This window comes from Mesorhizobium sp. M0062 (assembly GCF_040323125.1).
In the GTDB taxonomy this organism is placed as follows: Bacteria; Pseudomonadota; Alphaproteobacteria; order Rhizobiales; family Rhizobiaceae; genus Mesorhizobium.
Map to the genome: position 1 here is coordinate 93,020 of NZ_JAMYUO010000012.1, position 18,136 is coordinate 111,155.

Annotated in this window: 15 protein-coding genes; 6 read left to right on the forward strand and 9 right to left on the reverse strand. The window is 60.2% G+C overall.

Annotation, left to right across the window (positions count from 1 at the left end; genetic code table 11):
• Positions 1 to 674: 674 nt before the first annotated feature.
• Positions 675 to 2,519, forward strand: coding sequence for a CHAT domain-containing protein (locus tag NKJ64_RS16420; protein ID WP_352462957.1), 1,845 nt, complete (start codon positions 675 to 677; stop codon positions 2,517 to 2,519).
• A gap of 117 nt (positions 2,520 to 2,636) precedes the next feature.
• Here the strand turns inward: NKJ64_RS16420 and NKJ64_RS16425 are convergent, their stop codons facing one another.
• Positions 2,637 to 3,650 carry an NADP-dependent oxidoreductase gene (locus NKJ64_RS16425; protein WP_352462958.1) on the reverse strand — a complete coding sequence of 338 codons (1,014 nt, stop codon included), beginning with the start codon at positions 3,648 to 3,650 and terminating at the stop codon, positions 2,637 to 2,639.
• A gap of 92 nt (positions 3,651 to 3,742) precedes the next feature.
• Between NKJ64_RS16425 and NKJ64_RS16430 the strand changes: the two genes are divergently transcribed.
• The 5 genes from NKJ64_RS16430 to NKJ64_RS16450 all read left to right on the forward strand — a co-directional run bounded on the left by NKJ64_RS16430 (position 3,743) and on the right by NKJ64_RS16450 (position 8,760).
• On the forward strand, positions 3,743 to 4,675 hold the full coding sequence (locus tag NKJ64_RS16430; protein ID WP_023689456.1) for a LysR family transcriptional regulator: 933 nt from the start codon (positions 3,743 to 3,745) through the stop codon (positions 4,673 to 4,675).
• Positions 4,676 to 4,870: 195 nt separating this feature from the next.
• Entirely contained in the window at positions 4,871 to 5,275 is a 405-nt protein-coding gene (locus tag NKJ64_RS16435) for an MAPEG family protein (RefSeq protein ID WP_352462959.1), read from the forward strand.
• A gap of 656 nt (positions 5,276 to 5,931) precedes the next feature.
• Positions 5,932 to 6,837, forward strand: a complete 906-nt coding sequence (locus NKJ64_RS16440) for an SMP-30/gluconolactonase/LRE family protein (protein ID WP_352462960.1) — start codon at positions 5,932 to 5,934, stop codon at positions 6,835 to 6,837.
• A gap of 68 nt (positions 6,838 to 6,905) precedes the next feature.
• Positions 6,906 to 8,078: an alpha-hydroxy acid oxidase gene (locus NKJ64_RS16445; protein WP_023827589.1), complete on the forward strand. Its 1,173-nt coding sequence runs from the start codon at positions 6,906 to 6,908 to the stop codon at positions 8,076 to 8,078.
• Positions 8,071 to 8,760, forward strand: coding sequence for an RraA family protein (locus NKJ64_RS16450; RefSeq protein ID WP_023689452.1), 690 nt, complete (start codon positions 8,071 to 8,073; stop codon positions 8,758 to 8,760). The genes NKJ64_RS16445 and NKJ64_RS16450 overlap by 8 nt, the downstream gene beginning before the upstream one ends.
• A 13-nt stretch (positions 8,761 to 8,773) precedes the next feature.
• Here NKJ64_RS16450 and NKJ64_RS16455 read toward each other — a convergent pair whose 3' ends face one another.
• From NKJ64_RS16455 to NKJ64_RS16490, 8 genes are all read right to left on the reverse strand, one after another.
• Positions 8,774 to 9,727, reverse strand: a complete 954-nt coding sequence (locus NKJ64_RS16455; protein ID WP_023669440.1) for a response regulator — start codon at positions 9,725 to 9,727, stop codon at positions 8,774 to 8,776.
• A 47-nt stretch (positions 9,728 to 9,774) separates the two neighbouring features.
• Positions 9,775 to 10,812 (reverse strand): chemotaxis response regulator protein-glutamate methylesterase, encoded by a 1,038-nt coding sequence (locus tag NKJ64_RS16460; RefSeq protein ID WP_023752935.1) that lies wholly within the window; start codon positions 10,810 to 10,812, stop codon positions 9,775 to 9,777.
• Between the two features lie 22 nt (positions 10,813 to 10,834).
• A complete protein-coding gene (locus NKJ64_RS16465; RefSeq protein ID WP_352462961.1) occupies positions 10,835 to 13,108 on the reverse strand; it encodes a hybrid sensor histidine kinase/response regulator in 2,274 nt (757 codons plus the stop codon).
• Positions 13,105 to 13,806 (reverse strand): chemotaxis protein CheW, encoded by a 702-nt coding sequence (locus NKJ64_RS16470; RefSeq protein ID WP_352462962.1) that lies wholly within the window; start codon positions 13,804 to 13,806, stop codon positions 13,105 to 13,107. The genes NKJ64_RS16465 and NKJ64_RS16470 overlap by 4 nt, the downstream gene beginning before the upstream one ends.
• Positions 13,806 to 14,906 (reverse strand): CheR family methyltransferase, encoded by a 1,101-nt coding sequence (locus NKJ64_RS16475; protein ID WP_352462963.1) that lies wholly within the window; start codon positions 14,904 to 14,906, stop codon positions 13,806 to 13,808. Before NKJ64_RS16475 ends, NKJ64_RS16470 begins: the two co-directional genes overlap by 1 nt.
• Before the next feature lie 137 nt (positions 14,907 to 15,043).
• Positions 15,044 to 15,511 (reverse strand): chemotaxis protein CheW, encoded by a 468-nt coding sequence (locus tag NKJ64_RS16480; RefSeq protein ID WP_023689448.1) that lies wholly within the window; start codon positions 15,509 to 15,511, stop codon positions 15,044 to 15,046.
• 23 nt (positions 15,512 to 15,534) lie between these two features.
• Positions 15,535 to 17,172, reverse strand: coding sequence for a methyl-accepting chemotaxis protein (locus NKJ64_RS16485; RefSeq protein WP_023689447.1), 1,638 nt, complete (start codon positions 17,170 to 17,172; stop codon positions 15,535 to 15,537).
• Between the two features lie 353 nt (positions 17,173 to 17,525).
• On the reverse strand, positions 17,526 to 17,708 hold the full coding sequence (locus tag NKJ64_RS16490) for a hypothetical protein (RefSeq protein ID WP_156936023.1): 183 nt from the start codon (positions 17,706 to 17,708) through the stop codon (positions 17,526 to 17,528).
• Positions 17,709 to 18,136 lie beyond the last annotated feature (428 nt).

Here is an 18,136-nt window from a genome sequence, read left to right on the forward strand (position 1 = left end):
TTCGTTGACAGGGAACGGTCACTGCATGTTCTAAGGCAGTTCAAGGCGCCGGGCGCTAGTGGCGCTGTCGACGAAGGCTTTGCCCGGGGCTCTACAGCAAGAAAATTCACGACCATCCAAAGGTTTTCCAACATGGCAACGTCATAGCTCTGGGATGGCTGCGAGGGCCGAACAATGACATTTGCCGATTCTTCTTTCTACCTATTCACCTGTTTCAACGGGATACGCATAAGGTCATATCTACCTCAGATGATAGCGGTCGCGGGACAGGAATGGCGCGTCGGCGATCTCTTACGCCAGCTGGGCAATGTGGGTGGCCGCAAATGGTTCCACAGGTCTGTACGCGCTGGTCAATCTGCATGACCCAGTGATGGCCGCGATCAATTTCATGAACGCCGGCTGCTGCCTAGTGGTCGTCGCAATGACAGCGTCCAAGCGCCGACGAAGTCGGTTCAACGCACATCCATTTGGAGTGATGAGGCCACAGTAAGGGCCAGGGCCACTCTGAGTTGACGTTCATGCTTCAAAAGTCGCATAAGTTTGCTGACATCAACGGTGCCAATCTGCCGACAGTCTTGCCCATGCCGAATTTGGACGCAACTTGCCGTACAGTTCATCGGGGTTTTCGCATGAGGGCCACTATACCGTTTCTTGTCCTTGTGGCCGTGGCTTTCATGGTTCTGGTGGACAGTGTGTCGGCCCAGGGTGATGGGAATCCGGCACGCCCCGGAGATGGGCATTGGCGCGAATTGGCCGCACAGCGCCTTGCAGATGAATCCGTCGATTTTGCTGTCGCGGGGGATGAGGCATTTAGGTACCTCCAGCAGGAGTTTGCCGACAAAGCGGGTAAGGCGCTGACCGCAGCGATCAAGCGCGCTCGCGCCGAGCGGGCGGGGCTGTCCGCCATCAAGGATGCTGCCGGACGGACCCTCGCCATCCGCTTCGATGACGGCAAGGCGGGAAAGCTCGATATGGGACCTATCCCGATTGATCGGGTCAGGCGACTTCTTGAGTACGATGAGTCACTGGCGTTTATCGTGCCGGACAAGAATGGTGGGTTCCTCTATGTGCTCCGCCCCGATGCCGCCGTGTTCTTCTCCTTGCCGCCTGAGCCCGATCCGGGGCGGTTGGCCACGACCCTGCGGTGCATGGCAGCGGCAAGAGTGGATCCTGCCTGCGGCTCTGCCGCGAAGCTGAAGGTGCAGGCCACGACGAGCGATGTGTCAAGAGGCGCCACTTCCCTTACCGCTGCCGATACCACGGCCTTTGATCTCGACGCCTCCTACGAGATATTCGCCCGTCTCATCCCTGCCGATGCACTCGCCAATCTAAAATCCCGCGATGGCCTTGCGACGCAAGATAATAAGCTGATCATCGTCTCCTCAAAAGAGTTGCTGGGCCTTCCTTGGCACCTTCTGGTCACCGAGCAGCCGGATGACTGGATGCGCGATCCGCAATATCAGGTGGAGGCCAACAAGAAAGCGGCATGGCTGTTCAAGAGCTTCGGCTCGGTTTCCGTGCTACCCGACCTGGCTTCGCTGGAAGCTCTGCGCGGTGAGCGATGGGTTCATTCCGGCCTGGACACGCCGTTCCTGGGCATTGCCGACCCCCTTATCGGCCGCTCGGCCGCTGAGAGAAACGCACCGCCGGCCAAATGCACCAAAGACCAAACCGTGGCTTTGGCTTCCGGTGTTGAACCGGAACGTCGCGCGGTTGTCGATCCCGGCGTGCGCGTGACGGAAATGTCTTCGGGAAGGCAGGCCTATGCCGATGTTGAGGCCATCCGCAACCTGCCGCGCCTTGTCGACACACGATGTGAAGTTGAAAGCGCTCAATGGGGACCGGGAGCGGGATCCTTCCGGTCATCATCGCGAACCCTGCTTTTCGGTGCGGACGCGACGGAGACCCGCCTCAAGCAAATGAATGTCAGCGGTGAACTGGCCCTCTACCGGGCCATACATTTTGCCACGCACGGGCTGGTGGGCGGTCAACTCGGAGTTGGTGAATCGGGGTTGATCTTGTCTCCTCCCGGCAATGCGTCGGAATTGGACGATGGAGTGCTGACCGCGCCGGAGATAGCGTCCTTGCGGCTGAACGCCGATCTGGTGATCCTGTCGGCTTGCGATACAGCGGCAGGCGGGGGAGGAGCAACCGAACCGTTGTCAGGCCTTGCCAGCGCGTTTTTCGCGGCCGGCGCGCATACCCTGATCGTCTCATCCTGGCCTGTTTACTCGAAGGCGGCGACGGACCTGATGACCAGTGTGGCCACAATCAGCATGAGCGATCCGACGGCCGCCTCGCCCGGCGAGGCACTGTCAAAGGCGATGTCGCGGATGCTGGCCTCCGCCAACAATGAGTTCACTGCAAGCCCAGCCTATTGGGCGCCGTTCTTTGTCGTCGGCGATCCGCGTCTTGTAGACGATATGATATTCACGGGCGAAGGCCCGGAAGGGACGCCTGATACCGTTACAGCCAAACGTAATGCGATGGCCAATGGCGAGGGAAGTGAGGCCAAATAGCTTCAACGGACCCAGACCGCGTACATATGGCCGGTAATAATCGGCATCATGGCTTAGCTTGGTGGATCCCGCTCGACCGTCTGCACTTCCGACGATTGGGCGGCGGAAAGCAACAATTCAGACGGCCAGCACGATCTTGCCTTGAATACTGCCCTCGGCGGCGCGCTCATGTGCGCGCGACGCCTCGGCCAGAGGGAATGTGCTGTCGATGACGATACGCACAAGGCCGTCGTCGAGCAGGCGGGCGGCTTTTGCCAACTGCGCGCCATTGGATCGGACCTGTGCGGATGAGACCGTGATCCCCAGCCTCTCTGTCTCTTCGTGACCAGCGAAGCCCAGCGGGTTGACCAGGAACAGCGCGCCGCCCGGCTTCAGAACCTGGAAGAAGCGCTCCATGTTCGCGCCGCCCACCGCGTCGAGGACAAGGTCGACGTCTCGGACGACATCTTCCGCACCGGTTGTCTTGTAGTCGATGAACTGATCCACGCCGAGATCGCGCATCAGCGCCTCGTTCTTGGCCGATGCCACCGCGATGACGCGAGCGCCCCGCCATTTCGCCAACTGGACGGCCAGATGCCCGACACCGCCTCCGGCGCCATTGATGAGCACCGTCTTGCCGTCGAGGGGCACCGGCTCATGCCGGAAGGGCTGGAACGGATTCGGCTCGTCGTGGCCAAGTTCGATCAAGAACTGCCATGCCGTCAGAAGCGACATCGGCGCACCAGCCGCATGAATATGGTCGATGCCGGCTGGTTTCAACGCAACATGCGATGCCGGCACACTGACATAATGCGCGTAGGCATTGCTACCCGTCATCAAGTTATCGGGGAAGCGAACCATTGCGTAGACCTCGTCACGGATGCTGAACTCAGCGACGTCAGCGCCAACCGCTTCAATGACGCCCGACACGTCCGTGCCGAGAATCAGTGGGAAGGACGCGTTGGGTCGCCATTCTGGCGGCAGTGGGCGATAGCCATCCCGCAGATACCAGTCGGGCGGATTAAGCCCGGCAGCCTGGACTCGGACAAGCACCTCGCCGGGCTTCACACCCGGCCTAGGCGCGTCTTCGTACACCAGCATCTCGGGACCACCGAATGCGTGCAGACGGACTGCCTTCATCTTATCGCTCATTGGTGAAATCTCCGCTCATCCATGTCATTGGAGCGAATCTAGCGGCATGACCGCGGGTTGATAATCGGTGCCGATGGCGGTTAAGTAATGCCATGGCGGAACATATCACTTTGGATCGGCTCACTGGCATCATCGCCTTCGCGCGTGCGGGATCGCTGGGCAGCTACACGGCAGCGGCGCGCGCGCTGTCGATTTCCCCGTCGGCGGTCAGCAAGAGCGTCCAGCGGCTCGAGCGGCATTTAGGAGTGTCGCTGTTTACCCGTACAACGCGCTCGCTCACCTTCACGCCGGAAGGGCGCGACCTGCATGAGCGCGCGCTGCGTCTGCTACGCGAGGCGGAGGAAATAGAGCAGGCGGCAATGACCGCGCGCTCCGAACCATCGGGCACGTTGCGCGTGGCCGCGTCGCTGCCGATCGGACTGCATCTGATCGCTCCGGCTTTACCGGCTTTCCGTCGGCTCCATCCGAACCTGATCGTCGATCTCAGGCTGGGTGACCAGATGGTGGACATGATCGAGGAAGGGATCGATGTCGCCATACGCATCGGTGATCTGGCTGACACCCGGCTACTATCACGCAAGCTCGCACCGCATCGGCTTTGCTGCTTCGCCTCGCCAGCCTATCTCGAGGAACGCGGCACACCGACCCATCCCGATCACCTGGAAGGGCACGACACCGTCAACCTTCGATATCAGAGCACAGGCCAAGCCTTTCGCTGGCCCTTCCGGATTGGCGACCGTGAAATCGAGATCGTGCCCAATTCCGGTGTGGTCGCCGATGCCAGCGATGCCGTGCTCATCATGCTGGCAGCCGGCGGTGGGATAGGCATAGGCGCCTCCTTCATGGCGGCTCCCTATGTGAAGCGCGGCGAACTGGTCCCAGTGCTGTCCACGTTCGCGGTCGAGCGAAACAATGTCACCGTGCTCTGGCCGGCAAGCCGACGCGCCAACCCCGCCGTGCGCGCCTTTCTGACCATGCTCGACGCCGCTTTCACTCTGCGAATGGCAGCTTCAAGCATCGACTGATCTGGCGCGGAAGGGTCGCTAAAGGGCGAAAGCGGTCAATCACTGCTGATTGGCTGAACGGCAGCTATTCCGGGCACAACGTCCAAAAGCTGCTATTCCGTTTCGGCCCCACTACAGGCCGCCCCTCCTCGTCGAATAGCATTAGACTAGTTGATCGGCTACAACGACCTAGAGTGCTAGCAACGGGGAGGGCACATGTCGGCGAGTGCTTACGCATTGACTGGCTTCATCTCGTGGGCGCTGGCCCTGCTGATCGTGATGGAAGTTATCCGGAGCTACCTGGTGATCTCTGGGCAAGTCCCGGCAAACGGCTTTACGCCAGATAACGGAGCCCTCTCCCCGTTTATGCGGAGGTTAGCCCGTGCCCACGCCAACTGCATTGAAGGGCTTCCAATCTTCGGAGGTCTGCTCGGAGTCGCGATCATCATTTCAAAGACAGATGTCACGGATCCCTTGGCCTCCACGATGTTAGGCGCACGTATAGTGCAGTCGGTGATCCACCTCGTCTCAACCAGCCAACTCGCGGTCAGTCTCAGGTTCACCGCGTTCGCTGTGCAAATAGTGATTGGTGCGTATTGGTGCTGGTTGCTGTTGATCTGAAGAGTGGCGGAGCCCCGACGCAAAAGTGGGCCACCTCGATTCCGGGAGCCTTGGCAAACCCACTCCGGATCGTGACCCGAAAGACTGTCCCTTTTGACAGGCGAGCGAACCGCAAAACTGGCAGTGGCAAAACCGCCGTTGAGGCATGATATTGCTGTTGGATTTTGGGGCTACTCCCCAGCTTCGGAGAAGGATCGGCGTTCAGAGAGCAATTTGCACGCCTGGGCGCTGCGGCGCTCCCCAGCTTTTGGCCACACGCACGCCCTGCAAACGCTCGGGCTCCAGAGCGCCTGGCAGCGGAGCAGAGAATTGTTGGACTTTGTGAGTGTTAGAGGGAGAGGAACTGAGATTCAACCTTCTCCACCTGCACTTGTTCCTTGCACGCTGGCCTCAGCAGCACCTAATCCTGCCACGCAACCTGGAGGAGCAAGCCAGTGCTACCGAGCTGTTTAGACACCGATCGGCTCGCGCTGTAGCCATAGGCCTCCGCCCGTCGGGGTTCACCGGCGCCGGGGTGGGGGCCGGCCTAGGGGGGGCCCAGCAACGCGCACGTCAGCCTGGCTATCTTTCGAGTCGCCGGGTCCGGTGACCGCCAGATCGTCAGGCTGGATTATACCCGACAAATCTTGGTAGGCTGCCGTTCTGGGGGTCGCACGATGAACGAGGTTGAAAAGCTGGCCGTCGAGGTTGTCGCGACCGGCCTTGGCTGGCCCGAGGGCCCGACGGTGCTGCCCGATGGCCGAATTGTCATCGTCGAAAGCTATCGCAGCCAGCTGACGGCCATAGATCGCGACGGAAGTGCTCGCCAGTTCGCGTATGTTGCCGGAGCGCCCAACGCCTGCGTTCTCGGATCGGATGACCTGCTCTATGTCTGCCAGAACGGCGGCACGACCGGACCTTGGCGGGCCGCGGACATCACGACGCCATCGATCCAGCGGGTTGCCGAAGGCGGAAAGCCGGAAATCCTGCTGAGCGAAGTCGCGGGCATTCGGCTCAATGGGCCAAACGATCTTGTATTTGCTGCTGACGGCCGGCTCATCTTCAGCGATCCCGGCACATACAACCCGGGGAATCCGGACCCAAGCTACATCTTTGCCGTCAACCCCGACGGCAGTGCGTACCTTGCTCTCGGCTTCGACAAGCCGACCTTCCCCAATGGTGTGGCGATCGAAGCCGACGGCTCGATCATTTGGGGGGAGTCCTATACGGGGCGCGTCAAGCGGCAGCGTCCGGATGGTTGCGTCGAAGACCTGGGCCGCTTGCCTGGGCCCAATCCGATCCCGGACGGGCTGAAGGTCGGAGCCGATGGCCGCCTTTATGTCACGGATATTGCCGCCAACGGCATTCACGTTCTGAAGCCCAACGGCACAGCGGAAGGTTTCTTCGTCTGCGGCAAGGCAACGACCAACTGCGTCTTCTCGGGCGAGATGCTTTGGGTGACAAATGCCGGCGTGCTGGCGACCGGCAGCGATCCCTCCTTTGAGGGAACACTCTCCTGCGTGCGTGTTCCGGGAGGCGGTGGACCGACGCATCATGGTCGCATCGGCGGAAAGCAACCGTGAGTAGCTCCTCGTCCGCCTCAAACACAGGCGATGACCCCGGCGCCGGCGGTGCGGCATCGTCTGCTTCGATGGCGGCGTTGAAGCGCCTGTACAGCGTGGCCGCGGTCCGCATCGCCGCGCGGCGGACTTTGCCACGCCCGGTGTTCGACTTCGCCGATGGCGGTGCCGAGGATGAGCGAACGCTGCGCCGGAACGAGCAAGCTTTCAACGAGGTTGCCATTCTGCCGCGACCGCTCAACGGTGCAACGACGCGAGACCTTTCCCTTGACCTCTTCGGCGCGAAACTTGCCATCCCGCTGGGCATCGCGCCAACCGGCCTGGCTGGGCTGTTCTGGCCCGACGGCGAGCGCGCAGCCGCCCGAGCCGCAGCGGCCGCAGGGACATTCTACTGCGCCAGCCACGGATCCGTCTGCACGCTGGAGGACATAGCAGCCACCGGAAGTAGCCCACGGTGGATGCAGGTGTTCGTCTACACCGATCGCGGCTTCACCCGAGAAATGGTGCATCGGGCGCGTGCCTCAAGCTACGACGCGCTGGTGCTCACCATCGACAACCAGATGCTTGGCAACCGTGAACGCGACATCCGCAACGGTTTTGCCATCCCGCCGCGCTTCGGTGTGGCCGGAACCCTCGCGACCGCCACCAAGGCGGCGTGGCTTCTTCGTATGCGCACCCGACTCCCGAAACTGACCTTCGGCAACTACGCGCGCCCCGGAGATACGGCGACGGTCGGTGCATTGGCGGGCCGGATGGCCGCAATGCTCGATCCCGGACTCTCCTGGGCCGATGTCGACTGGCTGCGCACTGTCTGGTCCGGACCGTTGTTGCTGAAAGGCGTCCTGCATCCCAGCGAAGCCGCCGAGGCTGTAGCCCGAGGAATCGACGGCATCATCGTATCCAATCATGGGGGACGTCAGCTTGACGGCGCCGCCGCATCCCTGGACGCGTTGACGGCAGTTGTCGCGGCTGTCGCCGGCCGCGTACCAGTGCTTATCGACGGAGGCATCAGGCGAGGCTCTGACGTCGTCAAGGCCCTGGCGCTCGGCGCCTCGTGCTGTCTGATCGGGCGGCCGCAGTTGTGGGGGCTCGCGGTCGCCGGCGAGGAGGGGGTACGCCACGTGCTCGAACTCTACCGCAAGGAAATCGACCGCGTCATGGGACTGATGGGCGCGCGGAGCCTGCGCGACCTCGGGCCGGACTGTATTTCGTTCGTTCAGGGAATGGGGCCGCTACATGATTGAAGACCCACCACTGCTCACCATCAAGCGCCGTTTCGAACGGCCCGCAGCAGAAATCATCAGTGCTTTTGCGGGCGTGCCGGTTAGCCAGGTCGTAGACGCGATGGGGGGACGCGGCGCCTTGCATTATGCGATCAAGCCACTGTCGCCAGCTACTGCGACGATGGTCGGCGTCGCCGTGACCTGTCACTGCGGTCCCGCCGACAACCTCGCCCTGTTTGGAGCACTGGATGCCGCAGCAAGTGGCGATGTCATCGTCGCGGCCACCGACAGCTTTGCCGGTACGGCGGTAACTGGCGATCTCGTGCTCGGCATGGCGCGCAACAAGGGGGTCGCCGGCTTCATCACTGACGGCCTCGTGCGCGACGTTGTCGGGATCGAGGCGGTCGGGTTGCCGGTTTACTGTGCCGGGATCATTGCGAACTCGCCTGCGCGCAATGGTCCAGGCACGGTCGGATTCCCGGTGGTAGTGGGAGGAGTGACTATCTCGCCGGGAGACATACTGGTCGGCGACCGCGACGGTCTCGCCGTGGTGCCTCGCCTGGAGGCTGAGACGGTGCTGGCCCGGCTCTCCGCCATCAGGGCGGCTGAGAAAACTCTTGATGGCCTGGTGCGGCAAGGTCTCGAGATGCCCGACTTCGCCAAGGTCGTCCTCAAATCGAACAGGGCGCGCTTCGTTGACTGAGATGTGAGCTTCTCTAGCTGCGGGACATATGAAGCGCAACACGATTTCGTCCTTCCGATTTGGCACGAAACAGAGCCAAATCGGCGGCATTGACGAAATCGTTTGGCGTCTCGTTCTCGGTGGGCACCGCTGTTGCGACGCCGACGCTGATGGTCACGCGATCCGGGCCGTGGGGTATGTTCAACTCTCGCACGCTCTGGACGAGCCGCTCGGCGATCGCACTGGATTGTTCCAGTATAGTGTCGACCAGCACGATGACGAACTCTTCGCCTCCGTACCGCGCAGCGAGATCGGTGGAACGGCCGGAACCGCTCTGGATTACGCGGGCGATTTGCTTGAGCACATCGTCGCCGGCCATATGGCCATAGGTATCGTTGTATCGTTTGAAGTTGTCGGCATCGATCATCAACAGCGACAGTGGGGACTGTGCGCGAAAAGCGCGTTTCCATTCAGCCGCCAGATATTCGTCAAAATAGCGCCTGTTACCGAGACCCGTCAGGCCATCGATCCGCGTCAGACGTTCAAGCTCTAGATTTGCACTGATCAGCTGTCGCTGGCTTTCCCTCAGCGCTCGGTGTGCCGAGTCTCGCTGGACGTGATCCAGATAGGCCCGCGTGTGATATCGAATGCGTGCAATCAACTCGATACGATCCGGCAGTTTGACGAGATAGTCGTTCGCGCCCGCAGCGAAGGCTTCGCCCTTGGTGGCTGGATCTTCCTTGCTCGACAGCACAATGACTGGAACCGCGCGTGTCGACGCATGCTTCCTGTATTCTCGCACCAGATGTAGCCCATCCACCCCGGGCATGACGAGATCCTGCAGGATAACGGTTGGCTTTACCTCATCCGCGACCGTCATCGCTCTCAACGGGTCGGTGCAGAAGTGTAAGGATATATCGGGCTCGTTGGCTAGAGCGCGCCTGACCGCCTCGCAAACCATGATCTGATCATCGATGAGCAGAACCATGGATGAATAGTTATCTGCGAGTGGCGGGACCAACTCTGGTTCTTGCGTCATCGGAACGGGCCTTTCACGTGGGGGCGCTCGCAGGCTTCGATTATACGTGAGCCGATCGCACCCAAAGGAAGAATATCAACAGCCGCGCCGATGTCGGCGGCGGCCTTCGGCATGCCATAGACGGCACTGGTTGCTCTATCCTGCGCGATTGTGAGATGCCCCTTGTCACGGAGCTGTCTCAGCCCGCGCGCACCATCCCTGCCCATGCCTGTGAGCAGAACACCAATCACTGAGCCAGGCCACCATTGCGCCGCACTTTCGAAGAACACATCTACGGACGGCCGATAAACATTGTCCTTGGGGCTGGGCGTATAGCCAAGTTGCTGAGCTGACTTGAAAACCAGATGATCCGCAGAACTGGCAACGAGAACGGTGCCCGCTTGAGGACTATCCCTTTCCCCCGCCGGACGGATCGGGAGACGCGTATGCTGCCCTAGCCAATCAACAAGGCCTGGAACGAACTGAGCATCGAGATGCTGGACGAGCACAATCGCGCCGCCAAAATCAACGGGAAACGCGCTCAGGACTGCGGCAACGGCAGCCGGCCCGCCCGCAGAGGCGCCGATTGCTATCAGGCGTCGAGTTGACGGCTCAGCCGCACGTGACATCCGCCTTTTTGCCTGGGTAGGCGCATCACCGATCAGCTTGCCTATCGTTCGTATCTTGTTCGTCAAAAGCCGGGCGGATTGCGAGGACGCGTTGCCTTCGATGCCCACCGACGGAATATCGACTGCGTCAAGCGCGCCATGACCCATTGCTTCGTAGACGCCGGCGAGGTTGGCTTCGATACTGGCGGTCACCAGCAAGATTGAGCACGGGGTTTCCGCCATGATTCTGCGCGTCGCTTCCACGCCGTCCATCTCTGGCATCGCTAGATCCATGAGTATCAGATCCGGCAGATCACGTCTGCAGACCTCGACCGCCTCACGCCCATTGGTCGCGATCCACGCGACCTGATGTTCGCCGGTCGACAGGACCAGTCGACGCAGAAGTTCAACCGCCATCGGCATGTCGTTGACTACGCCGATTCTCATTCGCTGGCTTCCAATCTCGATCTCATTCAGCCGCCTCGCCAATCATGTCCACGACGGCATGGATCAGCGCCTCGTCCTGAAAACTACTCTTGGTCAGATAATAGTCCGCACCTGCGTCGAGCCCGCGCGCGCGATCTTCTTCCCGATCCTTGTATGAAACGATCATAATGGGTGTGTTCTTGAGATCAGCGTCCTTTCTGATCAAACTCACCAGCTCGATGCCATCCATGCGAGGCATGTCGATGTCGGTGACGACGAGATCGAAAGGACCAGACCGGACGGCATTCCACCCGTCCATGCCGTCTACCGCCACTTCGACCTCATAACCGTAATTGCCGAGCATCTTGCGCTGGAGTTCGCGAACCGTCAGTGAATCGTCAATCACGAGCACGCGCTTGCGCCTGCTCGCTTCGGGACCGCCCGCGGCGCGCCGAAGAGCTCGAAATCCGCTGGACGATGCAAGCTTTTCCACCGATCGGATCAGATCGTCGACATCGAAGATCAGAACGGGCGAACCGTCTTCCATCAGGGCCGCTGCGCTGATGTCCTTGATCTTGGCAAACCGTGGATCGAGAGGTCTGATCACTAACTCGCGTTCCCCGAGAAAACGGTCAACGATCAGGCCGTACGCATCGCCCCGACCCGCATCCACGACGACGACCGATAGTTCGTTCGGTTCCGATCCGGGCTCACCTCGATCGAGCACCTCGCGAGCGGTGACCAGCCCGATCTGTCGATCGTTCAATCGAAAATGCGGCCGGCCCTGCAGGACGTTGATCTCCGTCCGCTGCAGTTTCAAAGTCTTGGAAATGGCAGCGAGTGGAAAAGCATAGGGCTCTCCATCGACATCGACGAGCAGCGTGCGCAGGACCGACAGTGTCAGCGGCAATTGCAGTTGAAATCGGCTTCCGTGGCCAAATTCTGAGGAGACGCTTGCGACTCCCCGGACTTCCTTCGTCATGGCTTGCACTGCATCGAGCCCCACACCGCGACCTGAGACGTCGGTAAGGCCCGCTTTCATGGAAAAGCCTGGCAGAAACAGAAACGCGAGCAATTCGCTTTCGCTGAGTGTTTCAGCACTTTCCCTGGTTGCAAGTTGCCGGGCGACGACGGTCTCGCGCAGCTTCGAGAGCTCTACCCCCCTGCCGTCGTCCACCACGGCTATCTGCAGCAGCCCGGCATTGTGCCTCGCTTCGAGCCTGATGAGCCCCTCTTCGGGTTTGCCCATCGCGAGGCGCTCCTCAGGCGGTTCAAGCCCATGGTCTACAGCGTTGCGCAGAAGGTGCCCCAAAGGGGCATCGAGCTGCTCGAGGATATCGCGGTCGATGCCGGTCGAGCCGCCTACGATCTCCAGTCGCACCCGCTTGCCAAGGGTACGACCGAGGTCGCGGATCATTCTCGCATAGTGTCGCACGCCGTCCTCAAAAGGCCGCATCCGGCTCGCCAACGTTTCGTCGTACAATCTGTTGGCAAGATCGGTCGCTTTCCGATCCACTGAATCCAACTCATCGAAACGCTGCGCCAGGAACGCTTGGCTCAAGCGAAGCTTTCGCTGCGCTTCAGCCAGCGCCTCCACCACCGCCGCATCGTTTGAAACCGGCGGCAGCACTGCATGAAGATTGTCGAACGCACTTGCGAGGTCCGATTGAAGTCGCTTCAGCCGTAGCAGCCCGTCAGCGAATGGCCTGAGCCGCCGAGCTTCCATCAGCGACTCGCCAGCCAGCCCGAGCAATCGGTTCAGGCTGTCTGCCGTCACCCGAACCATTCTATCAGAGCCGATGCTGCCGTGGGCTTGCGGTCCCGCCCCAACGAGGAGGTTCGCTGAAGAGGTCGTCGCCAGTTGCTCCTGGGCATGATCTGGAGTTGCGAAATCAGCTGCAGAATCTTGGGGCCAGGGCTTAGCCTGGGGGAGGGACAACCCCTCGAACTTGGCGAGAAAGGTTTCGACTTCTGAGTTGGCGCTCTCGCTCGATGATCCCGATGCGATCAATTTCAAAAGGTCAGAACCTTGCAGAAGCGCATCTATATGCTCCCGTCGCACCCTCAGATGCCCGCGTTGCGCTGCGACCAGGCAGTCTTCCATCGCATTTGCAACTTTGACTGCGGGCATCAGGTCGATGATGCGGGCAGCTCCTTTCAGAGAATGCGCGGCACGCATGCATGCTTCCAGGGCGTCGGCGGCGATAGGATCGCGTTCGAGTGCCAGAAGTCCAGAGGTTAGAGCCCGTGACTGCGTCTCCAGTTCGGCCTGGAAGAGGCTGAGCATCGAAACCTGGCTGAAGTCTTCATCTGTCATGCGATGCTCCGATCCAGCATCGTGAGCAGTTGTCGTGGATCGAGACAGCCAACGGCTCGTCCTTGCCATGGCAGCACGGCAACCGTAGCGGCCGACAGTGCCTTGCCAATCATGGCCGGAACAGCGAGAGTGTCGCGTTCCTGGTACCGATGTAAGCCGTGGATCTCATCAACCATAAAAGCAACCCGCTTGTCGCGCTCGCCGACCACGACAAGGCGGCGAAATACCTTGGTTCGTGTGCCTTGTTCCCCTTCCTTGCGCTCGTCTATCCCGAGCAATTCGGCCAGGGACAGGCAAATGAGCAATTCACCACGGACATTCGCAATGCCGAGCAGTGCACTGTTCCTGCGATGTGGAAGTGAATGAACGCGACGAGATTCAGCCACTTCATGAAAAATACCGACCGGAAGTGCCAGCCATTCCTCCCCCAAACGGAAGAGAACGGCCGTCTGCAGCGCGTCGCTGTCTGCCGAATCGATCCCTGCACGACCAGCGTTGTCAGGCCATTCGTCGCGAGATGCCGAGGGAGCTGCACGGTCGAGGAGGCGTCGTGCGATCTTCTTGTAGGTCGGGCAATTGCGGCAGTGGAGATGCTGCTCTAGTAGCGGACATGACTTGTCACCCCGTACGCCTATTTGCCGCCAGCAGTCGTTGATTTCGATCTCCTCCACCGGCTGAGCGATCGTCGAAGCCGCCATCAACTGCCGCTCCTTTTCTGGACCCGACCCAGCCGGCCGGCCAGCGCCTCGGCGCCGTTATGGTCGCCTTGCTTGCTAAGCAGCAAGGCCAGATGGACAAGAGCTTCTCGATGATTTGGCGCGAGATAGAGCGCCTTGCGATAACTTTGCGCGGCTTCGGGTGCAGAACCATCCGCATCCTGGACGAGGCCCAGCAGGTAGAAGATTTCTGCGGAAGGACCGAACTCCTTGAGATGCGCCAGGGCGACCTCCTGTGCCTCCTTTACGCGTCCTGCATTGGCGATCCGTTCAACCGCGATGAGGCTTTCCGAGGCGTGTGCAAGCGGCTTGGCCGGAGCCTGCCCGCGGCCTTCATTGCCAATTGTCGGTCGGAACGGACGAAGAGGCTCGCTCTTGTTGACCTTAGGGCTTGGCGTCCGCACCGGGACGGCGGCCGAAACTTTCGGCGCCGTGGTCTTGACGGGCTCCGATTTCAGAAAGGCGAAGGCCAATGGCCATTCAGCGGAAAGAAAGCCATGCACCCTTGGAAGAGCTGCTTCCGCCGGACCGACCAGAAGAAGTCCGTCTTTGGCCAGCAGGTCCTTCAGGCAGATCAATGCGCGATCCTGCAGCTCTCGATTGAAATAGATCAGCAAATTGCGGCAAAGCAGGATGTCATAGACCTCTTGCCCGAAAGGCGCGTGAGAACCGAACAGGTTTCCTACCATGAACCGAACCTGTTTCAGCACCCCAGCAACAGGCCGCAACCCGCCCTCGGTCGCTTCGAAATAGCGATCCTTGAATTCGAGATGGCTGCCGCGAAACGAATTGCGGCCATAGATGGCGCGTTCAGCCGTCGCGATATTGCGGCTGCTGACGTCCACGCCATCGATCTTGAACTCATGCGCCTCAAAGCCGGCATCGAACATGGCCATGGCGACCGAATAAGCCTCTTCGCCGGTTGAACATGGCAGGCTCAGGATTCTTATCGGCTGAGCAGGCTTGTGCGCGCGCGCATGCCGCGCCAGCATCGTGAACGCTTCTCGGTCGCGAAAGAACCAGGTCTCTGGGATCACCACCGCATTGATCAGCTCCTGCAGCTCCTGCGAGGAACCGGCCAAGTGTTCCCTATAGGCCTGAGGGTTGGTTATCCGGCATGCTTCCATCCGTTCTCTGACCGCCTGACGAACCACTGTCGGACCAACGCTGGCACTGTCTAGTCCAATGGTTTCCGTCAGGAGCTTTTCTATTGCTCCGGTCATTGATCACCTATTGCCGCCTGGCGGAGCAAAGCGGTACGAATCTCTTCCGAAAGCAGCGCTTCCACTTTGACCCACTGAATGATCTCCGAACCATCGGAAGCCACCGGCCCAAGATAGGGCGGGGTTCCTGGTTCCAGTCCGAACGGCGCGAAATCGGCCGGGTCTCGCTCGATCGTATCCGTCACCCGTTCCGCGATCAGCCCCAGCAGGCGTCGCTCGCCATCATCCGCCGGATAGCGCGTCACAACGATCCGGGTGCTCAACAGGCGCTCCGATGGTCGGCCAATCGCAAGAAGGGTGACATCGATCAGGGGGATGGGTATTCCGTTATAGCTGACCAAACCCACCACACCAGTTGGCGCACCCGGAAGAACTTTCACGTCGATATAGGGCAGCACCTCTTCAATTTTGTGGACATCGATCAAGTAGCGATCCGGACCCATGCTGAAGGCGAGGAATAGCATTGTCACATCCTACTGCCGGCTCGCTATGCTCGTAGCTTGAACCTCGATATGCTACTTCGCATGCCGCCTGAGACTTGATTGAGCTCGTCGATCGCGAGCGTCGATTGCTGAAGGGACTCGACTGTTTGCTGAGCTGCCTCGCTTAGCTGGGTTAGCGTGTCGCTGATCTGCCCCGCGCCGGTCGCCTGTGCTTGCATGCCTTCATTGGCGACTTCGAAACGTGGCACCAGCCCCTGAACCTGCTGAATGATCTCGAAGAGTTGCCCGCCGACCTGCTGGATGTCCTGCATACCCCGACGGACCTGCTCGGAAAACTTGTCCATGCCCATCACCCCGGCCGCGACTGCCGACTGGATGTCCTTGACCATTTGCTCGATATCGTAGGTGGAGACAGCTGTCTGGTCCGCGAGCCTTCGGATTTCCGTCGCCACCACTGCAAAACCCCGGCCATATTGGCCTGCCTTCTCCGCCTCGATGGAAGCGTTGAGCGACAACAGGTTCGTCTGATCGGCCACTTTGGTGATGGTCGTCACCACCTGATTGATGCTGCCGGCTTTCTCGCTCAGGATCGCCAGTTTGGAATTGATCGCGCCAGCCGCTTCCATGACCTGCTGCATGGTTTCTTCCATACGGGTCAGCCCCGCTTGCCCCCCGCCAGCCACGGCAGCGGTTTGTTCGGCAACTGTGGAGACCTCGTTCATCGTGCGGACCAGTTCGTTTGATGTGGCGGAGATTTCCTTGGCTGTCGCTCGGATTTCTGTTGTGGTCGCTGCGATTTCAGTCGCAGTTGCCTGCTGTTGCTTGGAGGTGGCGGCGATCTCAGTTATCGACGTGCCGACCTGTATGCTGGACCTTTGAACCTGACCAATGAGGGTTGTGAGATCGTCCGCCATTGCGTTGAAGCCGTCGGCAAGCACGCTGAATTCGTCTCGGCGCCTCAGATCGAGCCGTTCGCTGAAGTCGCCTTGCCGCATCAGTTGAACCGCGTCGACCAAACGGGTGAGCGGACCTGTAATGGCGCGAAACAGCTGGTAACCCAAAAGAAGGGCTAGCCCGAGGGCTATCAACAAGCCAACGCTCAAACCGACTTCGGCCGTTCTGACGATCGAGCTGATCCGCTGCGTCGCGCTGTTTGCCTCGCCTCTGTGATCCTCAACCATGGCCTGCAGAGCGGACTGCAATTTTACAAAGATCGGCTCTACTTCGTTCTTGATAGCTGGGCTTTCATTGGGAGTTTCACCTTTCGACAAGGCAGCCCGGCTTGTTTCCAGCACAGCAGTTTCAGCCAGACGGAATTGGTTGGCGAGTTGTTTGACGGCTGCATAATTCTGCTTGTCGATATCGGAGACGATCGTTGCCTCATAGTCGTCCATCGACCGCTGCACCTGGTTGCGATTGGTCGTGATCGCGTTTTCAACCGTGCTTCTGTCTGACGGGTTGTCCTGAAGGGCATATTCCTGAAGCAGACTATGGGCCGCCATCTGGCCCGTCATGATCTCGGTACTGTGATAAAGGTCCGGAAGGATGCCCTTCTCGACCTCAGTCGCCTCCTCCCCCGCCTGAAGAAACCAGGCGTACGCGATGAGGGCTATCACGGACATGACCACCAGAACGGCTGCGAAACTGACGAGGATGCGGTGGCGTATTGTCAGACTCTTCATGGAACCGGTTCACCAATGGGGGGCATCGTGGGCTGCGCGACAAGCGCTCGTTCCGACATATTCGAAAAGGTGCGTCGAAAAGCGGTAGTCTGATGCTGAATGGTTTCTTTTCCGTTCCATAGCTAATGATGGCGAGGCGGCTCGCCAATCGGCGCCGCCAGAAGCGGTGGTCAAAGGACGACTGCCGTCCACGCACATCAGCCCGAGATCGGCTGGATGGCACGCCGCGTCAGGAGGAGCGTGGATGAGCTGCTTGAGGCCACGAATTGAATGACTGCTTAGGCCAGGTCGAGGCAAGAAAGCCGAGGTCCTGCTTGCTGCCCCTAAGCTGCCAGGCGGGAACGCGCCTCATATCAGCCGTCCAGCATGATCGTCGCTACTGAAAGCGGAATCGCCGAAGCCAGATGTCGCAAACTGGCCAGCGCGTAGATTGGCGTCGAGTGCGGGTTCGGCATTTGCAGGTGACGATAACTAAATGGCAAGCGCCCCCGCCTGAGGCCCTCAGGACTAAAAGATCTTGAGAAAACCAGTTTCAAATGCGCATCCTCAAGCGGCGGCCGCCCACCGCACGAGGATGGGCACAACGTGACGAGCGCTCTGGAGCCTAGAGAGAACTGACCCGACACCACCTTCCTTTGCGGCATTGCGGCGGCGCAAAAAGATTACGAGATGGAGCAGGCGTATTGCCAAATGGGTCCACCAGCGAGAGTTCGCGTTTTCCGCCTCGGCTGTGAACCCCACTTCCATTCGCGGGTCTTGCTCAGGTCGAGGTCTACTTTGCCATCGAGGGCTCATGTTGCAGCTCATAAGCAGGCGGTTGGGTAGGTCTCGGCCAGCACACGGCCCGGTGGCACTCACTGCGGTCCACACCGCAGTTGAAACTGACCACCCGACCCAGGGTTCGAAGACGGTCCCCGATCGGAACACCGAGCAGAGTGTGCTCGCGCTCCTCAAGTCACCGATA